The 12,148-nt window shown below is 49.5% G+C and carries 7 protein-coding genes; 2 read left to right on the top strand and 5 right to left on the bottom strand.

Features of this window, described 5'->3' with window-relative positions; genetic code table 11:
* The first annotated feature begins 39 nt into the window (after positions 1 to 39).
* Positions 40 to 873, top strand: coding sequence for an ATPase (locus L6466_RS08025; RefSeq protein WP_237803251.1), 834 nt, complete (start codon positions 40 to 42; stop codon positions 871 to 873).
* Here L6466_RS08025 and rhaM read toward each other — a convergent pair.
* Complete coding sequence (rhaM, locus tag L6466_RS08020; protein ID WP_091818772.1) at positions 856 to 1,173, bottom strand: L-rhamnose mutarotase; 318 nt, start codon at positions 1,171 to 1,173, stop codon at positions 856 to 858. The two genes, L6466_RS08025 and rhaM, sit on opposite strands and share 18 nt — an antisense overlap.
* Positions 1,174 to 1,195: 22 nt before the next feature.
* Entirely contained in the window at positions 1,196 to 3,850 is a 2,655-nt protein-coding gene (locus L6466_RS08015; protein ID WP_237803252.1) for a CotH kinase family protein, read from the bottom strand.
* Positions 3,851 to 4,013: 163 nt separating this feature from the next.
* Between L6466_RS08015 and L6466_RS08010 the strand changes: the two genes are divergently transcribed.
* Complete coding sequence (locus tag L6466_RS08010) at positions 4,014 to 4,550, top strand: 30S ribosomal protein S16 (protein WP_091818734.1); 537 nt, start codon at positions 4,014 to 4,016, stop codon at positions 4,548 to 4,550.
* A gap of 195 nt (positions 4,551 to 4,745) precedes the next feature.
* On the opposite strand, the gene nifJ is transcribed toward L6466_RS08010, so the two are convergent.
* From nifJ to L6466_RS07995, 3 genes are all read right to left on the bottom strand, one after another.
* Positions 4,746 to 8,324, bottom strand: coding sequence for a pyruvate:ferredoxin (flavodoxin) oxidoreductase (gene nifJ / locus L6466_RS08005; RefSeq protein ID WP_237803253.1), 3,579 nt, complete (start codon positions 8,322 to 8,324; stop codon positions 4,746 to 4,748).
* 79 nt (positions 8,325 to 8,403) lie between these two features.
* Entirely contained in the window at positions 8,404 to 9,591 is a 1,188-nt protein-coding gene (locus L6466_RS08000) for an ATP-binding protein (protein WP_091818732.1), read from the bottom strand.
* A gap of 164 nt (positions 9,592 to 9,755) precedes the next feature.
* Positions 9,756 to 12,146, bottom strand: coding sequence for a TonB-dependent receptor plug domain-containing protein (locus tag L6466_RS07995; RefSeq protein WP_091818731.1), 2,391 nt, complete (start codon positions 12,144 to 12,146; stop codon positions 9,756 to 9,758).
* Between the last annotated feature and the right edge of the window lie 2 nt (positions 12,147 to 12,148).

Here is a 12,148-nt window from a genome sequence, read left to right as displayed (position 1 = left end):
CTTGTGAGTATATTTATACTCTTTTTGATTATTATTTATATGGAAAATCATTCTGTATTGATAGCTGATAGCGGAAGCACAAAGACGGACTGGGCTTTCATGGGGATGCGGATGCAGACGCAGGGTATCAATCCGTTTCATCAGGACGAAGACACAATACGCGGAATCTTGAAAGATGAACTGTTGCCGCAGCTGACATCAGACATCAGACATCTTACATCAATTCTCTTCTACGGCAGTGGGGTGCGCCCTGAGTTGGAGGAGAAGATGAGACGATTGCTGGGCGAGGCTTTTCCGCAGGCGGAGCATATAGAGGCACATGGCGACTTGCTGGGTGCGGCGCGTGCGCTTTGTAACAACGAGGAGGGAATAGCCTGCATTTTGGGAACGGGGGCAAACTCGTGTCTGTATGACGGTGAGCGCATTGTGAAAAACACACCGCCAATGGGGTATATACTCGGTGATGAGGGTAGTGGAGCAGTACTTGGAGCGCGCTTTCTTAATGCATTGTATAAGAATAGGTTATCAAACGAAGTAAAAGTGGCTTTTGAGGCTTATTCTGGGATGTCGATGGCGCAGGTCATAGAGCGCGTCTATCGTCAGCCGATGGCTAACAGGTGGTTGGCTTCGCTCTCTGCTTTTATCCATGAGCAGATAGGGAATCCGCAGATAGAGCAGTTGGTGATTGATAACTTCCGCGACTTTATCCAGCGGGACATAGCGCCCTATCAGCGCAAGGATCTGCCCATTAATGCCGTGGGCAGCATCGCCTTTTACTATCAGCAACAATTGGAAAAGGCGGTCAAGGAAGAAGGCTACACACTCGGAAAAATTGTGCGTAGCCCTCTGGATGCCTTAGTCGAGATGGAATAACTCGGGCAGGGGAATGGTGACTGGCGAATTATCGGGGTTCACCTCCATGATGTCGGCCATCATGTCCCACCAGCGCTGGGTGATGGGGTCCACGTTCTCCGTATCCTGCGAGTTGCCCTCCTTGGTACATTCCTGATAGGCAAAGAGGATATTGGTGTCCTTGTCCCAGTAGATACTGTAGTTTTGTACGCCCTGCTCCTTAATCATCTGTTTGAGTTCCGGCCAGATGGCGGCGTGACGTTTCTCGTACTCTTCCTCGAAGCCTGGCTTCAGGAACATCTTGAATGCGAATCTTTTGATCATAATTTGTTTTAGTTATTGATTATTGTATGTGTACCTTACGTGAGGTACCGTTGGAATATCTGAAGATATAGGTTTTGCCTGTTAATGGGGTGCTGATCTTGATGCCAGCAAGCGTATAGATGCCCGCAAGACGCTTGTCCTTTGGGGATTCTGCTATGATAATATCTTCAATGGCATCGGGCGTATAGGCAAAGTAGGTATCAAGGAACTCGATACGGCCCTTCACCCAATTATGGATACGTTCTTCGCTGTCTTTGTTGGCATTGGTGATGAATGGTTTTACGCCTGTGATTGTAGTGGTGGCCCGCCATAGTCTGCCCTCAAGCCAGCATACGTCACCAGTATGATATTCTTTTGTGGCTTTATAGGAACCTTGTCCTGAGAGGTAGTACTCTGGGTCGTCCAGCGGCACAGTCTCCCATCCACTATTGCAGACGGCATCACTATAGCAAGGACTCAGAGGCCAGCGTTCCTCTTCCGCAGCATAGAACGCTTCGCCTATGCGTGCTCGCCAATCGTCGATGATAGCCACCACGTTGTCATAGTCAAACACACCATTCTCTCGCAGGGTGATATAACGGTCTGCGATATCGTCGGCATAGTATTTGTTAATCCAGTAGAAAGGGCCCGATGTCAGTTTCTCTACAGGACGGTAAGGCGGTTCGATGTTGCCATAGAGTCCTACGCCGAAGGTCTGATCAAGATCATAGGGAGTCACCATCCATCGATGTCCGTCGTAGGTAAACCATTGCCAGTTTTTCTGGGAACCGTCGCCATTGCGAGTGAAATAGTAATGTACGGCATAGTCGATAAGTGCGTCTGTGTCAAAATGTTGCTCTATCTCCTGTCGCATCTGTTCGATGCTGGCTTCCTGGGCCTCGATGTCTGTCAGGACTGACCAGTATTGGCTTAGCTCCTGAATATGTTGCTTCACCTCGGCAGACAATTCCTTGGCCTTGCGGATACTGTCTGGCTCGTCATCTACGATGTAGAGCGGACTGTTTTCGTCGATGAGTTCCTTCGGACTGTTGCCATCGTAGACTTCTCCCTGGATGGTGTAGAGCGTTTTAGGCGTGCGTACCTCGAAGCGGTTCCAACTGATTGTTCCTTTGAAGAGGTATTGGTCGTTCAGATTACCGTCCAGATGGATATGGGAAGCGCGTTTTTTTTTCTGGTTCATATTCTTGCGGTGCTTCTTTAACTGCCAGGCATAGATGCCGTAGAAATCACCTTTGACATAGACAATACAGGGGAATCCGTCGGGGAAGCAACGGGCTTCGCTGCTCTCGTAATAGCCCCCGCGCTCCCAATAAGGAGGTCGGTCGGCAATCATCTGACTGAATAGTTTGTAGGCTGCCTCTCCGAGTCCACGGGCGTAGTCGGTATAGAAAGCCTTGAGATGAAAACCGTCTTGTTTCACCCAGTCGCCAAACTTCAGGTCAGGAGCCCCGTCTTCGTTCCAAGTGGCATCGGTGAAATGGCATGAGAAGTTTTTCTTGGGGTAGCGCATGGTATAGTCGCCTTGGCCGTTCAGGGTTACGGGTTTTCGGAAATAGTGACCGTTACCGTCGTACATCTCCAGATAGCCCTTTTGTATGTCAGTCTTTTTTGTAGGCAGTTGGGAAAAGCCGGTCAGGTTGACGAATGCCAGTGTAGGTTCGTCAATCTTAATGGTCATAGAATCGCTCAGGTCTTGGACATTCTCGTTGTAGCCTCGTTCCGTGATGGCCGTTATAAAGGGTGTCTGTGCTGCAATAGGGGTAGATAAGATAAATATAAGCAGGAGTTTCGCCAGCGATAGGAAATAGCCCAGTTTATAGAGTTTGAACAGCCGGAGCGAGGGCTTCTCGCTACAGAGGTTACGGCGTTCCCATGTACCAAAGAGGCGATGCCACAGGCGGATGACGCTTTTCACGGCTGAGATATGGATGCCGTCCACGAAGGTGAGCATCTGGGAGTAGCCGCGCAGGTCGCTACGGAATTCCTTGAGCGTGCGCAAACCTTCCTCTGTCTTACTGACGAAGTGGGCGTTGTCCTCGTAGTCGAAGAAACCTGCGGGATTATCGGGATGGACAATCCGGATGCCTGCCTGTCGGAGGCGCTTGCCAAAGAGCACGTCTTCATAGCCATAATGATGGAAGCGCTCGTCAAAGGGATATTGCTGCATCAGGGGCTTGGAAATCAGGAAGTTGCACGTATGGAAATGCATGAAGGGACGCTTCCTGCGCTCCTCGGCAGTATGCATCGCCACGCATTGTCTTTCGTACAGATAGCGCAGGTTGGTCTCCTCGCCACGACCAATGATATAGCCGCCATAGCCCACCTGCTCCACGTCGGCATCGAGCCAGCGACGTACGAAATCGTCGGAGGGAATGGTCATGTCGCCATCCATGAACAGCAGCCAGGCATACTGCGCCTCGTTGCAAAGGAAATTGCGGATGGCTGCACGGCCCACATTCTGCTCACGGCGAATGAAACGCACATGGGGGAAAGCGGACAATTGTCCATCATCCATCATCCATCTTCCATCATCCATCCTGTCCGACCCGTCGTCGGCTACGATAATCTCGTACTTGAGACCCTCGATAGCTTCCGCCTGCCGGCTTAATGCTGCCACCTGACTGGTGCAGTCACTATTATATATAGGTATTAATATCGATAGCTCTTGCTTCATTTCGAGCCCAAAATTACACAAAAAAATCTAAAAATACCGTTGTGGGAGCAAATTTTTCACTTTTCACTTTCCACTTTTACTTTTTTTTCGTAATTTTGCAGCCGCTTTCACGAGATGGGAGCATGAAATTCAAACTTTTAACAACAAAAACAACATTTAAAACATGGCAACAAAAATCAGATTGCAGCGCGGTGGCCGTAAGAGCTATGCTTTCTACAGCATCGTAATCGCCGACGCTCGTGCACCACGTGATGGTCGTTTCACTGAGAAGATTGGTTCTTACAATCCTAACACCAATCCCGCCACGGTAGACTTGAATTTCGACCGTGCATTGTACTGGGTAGAGAATGGCGCACAGCCTACTGATACCGTACGCAACATCCTCAGCGGTGAGGGCGTTTACCTGATGAAGCACCTTAAGGGTGGCGTGAAGAAGGGCGCTTTCGACGAGGCTACTGCACAGAAGAAGTTCGATGCATGGAAGGCTGACAAGCAGAAGGGTCTTGACAAGGTAGCAGCCGAGGTAGCTAAGGCTAAGAAGGATGCTGAGGCAAAGGCTCTCGCTGAAGAGAAGAAGGTTAACGAGGCAATTGCTAAGAAGGTAGCTGACAAGAAGGCAGCTGCTGCTGCAGCAGAGGCTGAGGTAGAGGCTCCCGCAGAGGCTGAGGCAGCTGCAGAAGAGGCTCCCGCAGAGGCTTAATCTGCTTCTTCTTTATTCAAGTAGAAATCAAACTGGAACTCTCGAAGTTTTTCTTCGAGGGTTCTTTTTTTTTGTGCGTACTTGTATTTGGTAAGATTGATGGTAGAATAAAAAAGAGCATCCGGCAAATGCGGATGCTCCTTTTTTATAGAGGTGGGTCAGCGGGCGAACCGCTGACCACACGGATTCAGAGAATTAATCCTCCCAGTTCTCCTGAGACTTGCGGATGTAAGTCTTGTAGCGGAGCTGAGCCATCTTCTGTGCCTCAGCGAACAGCTCCTCGGCCTCGTTAGGATAAGCCTTCTTAACAGAGAGGTAACGAACCTCACCGAGCAGGAAGTCGTGGAAGTTCTCCCAGTTGGGCTCCTTAGAGTCGAGAGAGAATGGGTTCTTGCCTTCCTCAGCCAGAGCTGGGTTGTAGCGCCACAGGTGCCAGTAACCGCACTCAACTGCCTTCTTCTCCTCGGCCTGGCTCTTACCCATACCGCCCTTGGCCTTCAGACCGTGGTTGATACATGGAGCGTAGGCGATGATGATTGAAGGTCCGTGCCATGCCTCAGCCTCGCGGATAGCCTTCAGGGTCTGTGCGTGGTCTGCGCCCATAGCAATCTGAGCTACATATACATAACCGTAAGTGGTAGCGATCATACCCAGATCCTTCTTGCGGATGCGCTTACCCTGAGCAGCGAACTGAGCGATAGCACCAAGAGGAGTAGCCTTAGAAGCCTGACCACCGGTGTTAGAGTAAACCTCAGTATCGAGCACGAGGATGTTCACGTCCTCACCAGAAGCAATCACGTGGTCGAGACCACCGTAACCGATATCGTAAGAAGCACCGTCACCACCGATAATCCACTGGCTGCGCTTTACGAGGTAGTGATCCAGAGTCTTCAGCTCGGTGCAAACTGGGCAACCAGCGGCAGCACCAGCAGCAATCTGCTCGCGAAGCTTTGGAGCAATCTCCTTGGTCTTCTCGGCATCGTCCTTATTGTCGATCCACTCCTGAGCCAGAGCCTTATACTCAGCGCTGGTCTTATCGCTATCGATCATCTCCTGCAACAGCTTAGCTACACGCTCCTTCATCTTCTTGTTACCCAGAGCCATACCCAGACCGAATTCGCAGAAGTCCTCGAACAGAGAGTTGTTGAATACAGGACCCTGACCCTTCTCGTTCTTAGTATAAGGTGTAGAAGGAATAGAAGCAGAGTAGATTGAAGAACAACCAGTAGCGTTGGCAATCATCTGACGATCACCGAACAGCTGAGAAATCAGCTTAACGTATGGAGTCTCACCGCAACCAGAGCAAGCGCCAGAGAACTCGAACAGAGGCTGAGCGAACTGTGAGTTCTTCACGTTGCTCTTGATGTCGACGAGGTTCTGCTTTGACTTAACATTCTTAACCAGGTACTCCCAGTTCTTAGCCTCCTGAACCATGTCGGCTGCATCAGGATTGAATGGAGCCATGGTGAGAGCCTTACCGGTCTTAGGATTGCCTGGGCAGATGTCGGCACAGTTACCGCAACCCAGACAGTCGAGTACTGAAGTCTCGATGCGGAAGTGCATACCCTTCATAGCGGCAGGAGCCTTCATCTCGAGGGTGTCGGCAGCTGCGGCGAAGCCCTTCAGCTCCTCGTCGTCGAGAACGAATGGACGGATGGCAGCGTGAGGACAGATGTAAGCACACTGGTTACACTGGATACAGTTGTCCTTGTTCCATACAGGAACGAAGGCCTCAACACCACGCTTCTCGTAAGCGGCTGTACCAACCTGCCAAGAACCGTCAACAGTGTTGTGCTTAACAAAGTCAGAAACCTTCAGCAGGTCACCGGCCTGAGCGTTGATAGGACGAACCAGTTCCTTAACGAATGCGGGAGCATCGTCTACCTTAGCTTCGTCGTCGGGCAGGTTAGCCCACTCAGGCTTAACTGTCAGCTGAACATACTCACCACCACGATCGATAGCAGCATAGTTCTTGTCAACTACATCCTGACCCTTAGCCCCGTAAGACTTCAGGGCAGCAGCCTTCATCTTCTCAACAGCGAGCTCCACGGGGATGACGCCGGTGATACGGAAGAATGCACTCTGCAGGATAGTGTTAGTACGGTTACCCAGACCAATCTCCTGTGCAATCTTAGTAGCGTTGATGGTATAAACAGTAATGTTGTTCTGTGCGAAGTAGCGCTTTACCTTGTTAGGCATGAACTTCTCGAGCTCGTCGGCGTCGAAGATGGTGTTCAGCAGGAACTGACCGTTCTTCTGCAGACCACGTGTAACGTCGTACATGTGGAGGTAAGCCTGAACGTGGCAAGCCACGAAGTTAGGTGTGGTTACCAGGTAGGTAGAGCGGATAGGTGTGTCACCGAAACGCAGGTGAGAGCAGGTGAAACCTCCTGACTTCTTAGAGTCGTAAGAGAAGTAAGCCTGGCAGTACTTGTCGGTGTTGTCACCAATAATCTTTACTGAGTTCTTGTTAGCACCAACGGTACCGTCAGCACCAAGACCGTAGAACTTAGCCTGGAACATGCCAGCACCACCCAGGGCAATCTCCTCAACCTCAGGCAGAGAGGTGAAGGTAACATCGTCTACGATACCAACTGTGAAATGGTTCTTTGGCTCGGGCATAGCGAGGTTGTTGAACACGCTGATGATCTGAGCAGGTGTAGTGTCGCGGCTACCAAGACCGTAGCGGCCACCCACGATGAGAGGCTTGTTCTCTACGTCGTAGAAAGCATCCTTCACGTCGAGGTACAGAGGCTCGCCGTTAGCACCGGGCTCCTTGGTACGGTCGAGCACAGCAATACGCTTAACAGTCTTAGGAACTGAAGCGAGCAGGTGCTTAACTGAGAATGGACGATAGAGGTGAACAGAAATCATACCAACCTTCTGGCCATTAGCGTTCAGGTAGTCGATAGCCTCGCGAGCAGCATCGGTAGCAGAACCCATGAGGATAATCATGCGATCAGCATCCTCAGCTCCGTAGTATGAGAATAGGTGGTACTCACGGCCAGTAATCTTAGAGATCTCGCCGAGGTATTTCTCAACAACCTCGGGTACAGCATCGTAGTACTGGTTGCTAGCCTCACGGTGTGTGAAGAATGTCTCGGGGTTCTCAGCAGTACCACGTGTGATAGGACGCTCAGGGCTCATAGCACGGTCGCGGAAACGCTTAACGAACTCCTCCTTAACCAGAGGACGGATATCCTCCTGATCCATCAGCTCAATCTTGTGGTACTCGTGAGAGGTGCGGAAACCGTCGAAGAAGTTAACGAAAGGTACGCAGGTCTCGAGAGTAGCCAGGTGAGGAACAGCTGTGAGGTCCATAACCTCCTGAACTGAACCTGAGCAGAACATGGCGAAACCGGTCTGACGGCAAGCCATAACGTCCTGGTGGTCACCGAAGATACACAGAGAGTGTGAAGCCAGCGTACGGGCAGAAACGTCGAATACGCAAGGAATCAACTCACCAGCAATCTTGTACATGTTTGGAATCATCAGGAGCAGACCCTGAGAAGCGGTGAATGTAGTGGTGAGGGCACCAGCCTGCAAAGAACCATGAACGGCACCGGCAGCACCAGCCTCTGACTGCATTTCCTGAACTGAGACGTTCTGACCCCAGAGGTTCTTGCGACCACGGGCAGCCCACTCGTCAACATGCTCCGCCATTGGCGAAGACGGGGTGATGGGGTAGATAGCAGCTACCTCCGAGAACATATAGCTCACGTGAGCCGCAGCCTCGTTACCATCACAAGTGATAAATTTCTTTTCTTTAGCCATTTTTGTAATGATTAAAAATGAATGTATTTGTTTGCTTTTAGTTTTATGTCCTTTTTTTACCCTTTTACTGTTCTACCTTTTAATAAAGGAATCCCAGCAGCCAGAGGGGTATCTGATTGTCCTTGCCGATTTCCGTGTTGTAGCGGGCGTAAATCGTATCGGACGCGTACTTTATTTTATTATGTACGTCGGCATCACAGATGCGGAACTTCAGTTTTCCGTCTACCAGGAAGTAGGGCTCGCGTCCACTCTGGTTCACCTTGTGGTCCTTCCAAAGAGAGTTTACGAAGAAGGTCTCCATAGCTGTCTGCTTCTCTACGTGAATGGGGTAGATGGCATACAGGAGGTTGGAGTTGTGGAGCATCACCTTTGAAGGCTTCTTGGGGAAGTCCTCGCCCTCTGGGTAAATCATATTGAGCAGACGGGCATCGGTGAGGTACTTGATATAGTTCATCACCGTGGCACGACTGGTCTCGATGTCGGCAGCCAGCTTTGACACGTTGGGAGCCTTCGGACCTTCCTCGGCCAGCTCGTAGAATAGCTTCTTGATCTTAGGCAGATACTTCAGCTCAATCTGCTTGATAATCAGGATGTCAACCTCGGTCATCATGTTCATGGTCTTCAGCAGGTTCTCGCTATAGTTGCGATGCTCCTGGAAGAAGGGGTAGAAGCCATGATGGATGTAGTCCTGGAAATAGCGGCGTGGTGATACCTTGGGCAGAATCTGCTTGACAATATGCTCGTGGTCGCTCAGGATTTCGTCCAGGGTGTAAGCGCGGAAACTATTGCCTGTCATTAAGTTCAGGAACTCACGGAAAGAGAAACCGCGCAGGTTGTAGGACTTCACGATACCATTGAGCTCCGGATTCTCGTCCTTCAGGCGCATCACGCTGGAACCAGTAAACACAATCTTCAGACCTGGATAGAGGTCGTAGCATTTACGCAACTCCTGCGACCAGTTGTCCTGCTTGAAGACCTGGTCTATCAACAGCACACGGCCACCGCGATGATAGAACTCGCCAGCAAAATCAGCAATGCCGCGTCCCTGAAAGTAGAAGTTGTTCATGTTGATATAAAGACATTGCTTGTCGTTTATATCAAACTTTTCCTTGGCATACTGTAAAAGGAATGTCGTTTTTCCAACGCCTCTCGTACCCTTAATACCAATCATGCGGTCAGACCAGTCGATCTCGTCCATGAGACTGCGACGGACTGGTGCATTCACATGCTCTACCAAGTAACGATGTGTTCTGAAAAAAGCTTCCATCTACAGATTTGTTTTAAAACAGCTGCAAAGGTACGACTTTTTTGCGAAATTGCAAAGTGGAAATGGCAAAATATTACAAAAATCGTATTTATTTTAATATAATTGATATAATGTTTAAAATAGATTTAATAAATATGCAATCATACATTTACGATGGCTGGGTATTAAAGCTTAAATGCCACCGTTCCCATCAGGGTGCGACCCGGATAGCGATAGGGGATATATGACGTTCCACCAATCTCGTAGCAGGTGTTAAACACATTGTCGCAATCGAGTGAGAGCTGCATGGTCTTGTTGTAATCGTACTTCAGACGCAGGTCAACCAGGGCACGTTCGTTGAGATAGAAATCTTCGCTACCTGTGACACGTGAATTGGCCTTGTTGAGCGTACGTGAGGTATAGCGCAGATTGCCCGATAGCCACAAAGAGTGGTTCTTCTTGTCAAACAGGCGCTGCTCGCAAGCCAAGTTGGCCGTTACCGACGGTATGCTATAGATGTGATGATCGTAGTAATAATACTGTTCAGCACTCATGGCCCGTTGGAAAGTGGTGTTGAGTCGTGAACGGAACGCCGTCGTTTTGTAACTCAGTTCTGTTTCGATACCTGCCACCTTAAGACTACCCGAGTTTACATATTTCGGCGCATTCAGGTCGGTGCTCTGGTTATTACAGATGAGGTCTGTCAAGTGGTTGTAGAACAAGTTGACATCATAATCAAAATGCCCACCTATAGACCCCAGAAAGTCCAGCTGTATAGCATTCATATATTCCGGCATCAGGTCCTCACTACCTTTGTACGTGTTCTGCGTGTTCTGACGATAGAAATAGGGAGCATCTACAAACGAGCGTGAGTACGACGCCTTGACGCTGAACGTCTTAGAGGGAACATAGACCAAGGCGACACGGGGCGAGAATGCCTCGACGCTCATATCGTTTCGACGATACTTCTTGTCGTAGCGCAGACCAGCATTGAGGATCAGCTGGTCGGTGAAATAGTGCTTATTCTGAATGAAACCCGAGATGCTCTTCTCATGGCCCACATTTAGCTGATTAGGGGATTCTGGTGTGGTTACTATAGTGATGTTACTATACTCCTCTCCGAGGAAGAACTCGTTGACAGGGATTCTGTAGAATTCAAACTGTGCACCAGCCAGCAGGTTACCATGCTGATTACCTATCTTATAGTTGGAGGAGTACTTAGCCGTTGCACCAATAGTATATTCTTCCCAGTTGTCATCCTGATACACACCATGATAAAGACGCATAACCGGTTTTCCGTCTGGACCTATCTTTGGGGTACCACTGCCATCAGGATTGAACTCTACGTTATACATAGAATCAGAAACAACCTGATAGTCTTGAAACTGATACCAGTCACCATAGAGCGCTATATTCAAGTTGGAACTGCCAAAACTCTTGTCGTATTCGAGATTGAGATGGTTCTCATTGACAGAATAGCCAGGGGTGACCCCAAAGAACTGACGATAACGGTCGTAGTCATATGTTTGAGCATACCATGAATACTGAGGAACCAGTTTTCCGTATTTGCGACTCACCATCAGGTTGAAATCATTGAGTTTTATGGTGACTCCTATGTCGTAAGACGGTTTGCCCTCGTAACGGCCCACATAGGCATAGCCATCGTGTGGGGTTTGTGAATAGCCAGAACCAGCAGGAATCGTGATACGTTCTCCTTTTGAGGTGTAGAGAGAAGCCCATGCCATCACGTCGGCTCCTAGGAACGTTGTTCCAGCTGTGAGGTCGGCACGATGTGTACCAAAAGAGCCATAGCTGTATTTGCCCTTGATGCCATTGATCTCATTACCACTTTTTGTGATAATATTGACCACAGCCGTCAGAGCCACGTTACCATAAAGTGATGAAGCAGGACCTCGCAGCACCTCTATATGGTCAATCTTCTCCGTGCTGATGGCATAGTCGAGCTTACCGTTGTTGGTAGAACGGGCATTCAGTCGGTGACCATTCTCCATCACAAGAATCTTCTCCTGACCATTCGTATATACACCATGCATGGCCACATTAGCGAAAGCATACGTACAAATCTCACTCATGCCAGGCACATAGGCAGCCAGTATCTGTCCGATGTTCCTGTTGTTGCTCAGCATATCAATCATCTCGCGAGTGATGATGGTTACAGGTACAGGCGCCTCCTCGATATTCTCTTCCTGACCAGATGCCGTCTTAATGGTAGTACCCCGACCTTCGCGCAGTCGGTTTATCATATCGACAAAACGCACAGGATCTTCCAGTGAACCGAAGAAATACTTGTTTTCGTTCAGCAGCAGTCCTGCGTAATACTCCGATTGTTCTGGCTGGTCGAGCGCCAGACAGCAGAGCGACATCAAACGATATGCTTTCTGCCTGTCGGTACCAAGAAAAGCTTTCTCGTTGCGTTTCAGCAAAACGAGCGCAGAGTCAATACGACCTATCTTATAGGCATTTTCCGCCTGAACATAGACATCCTGAGCTGATGCAGGCATTGCCAGAAGCGTGAGGGCGACGACTGTGAGGTATATTCTTAGATGATTAATCATTT

Origin of the sequence: Prevotella communis, from assembly GCF_022024175.1 — a bacterium.
GTDB classification, from domain to species: domain Bacteria; phylum Bacteroidota; class Bacteroidia; order Bacteroidales; family Bacteroidaceae; genus Prevotella; species Prevotella communis.
Note: the sequence above shows the minus strand (reverse complement) of the source record. Positions and strands in the feature narration are given on the sequence as shown.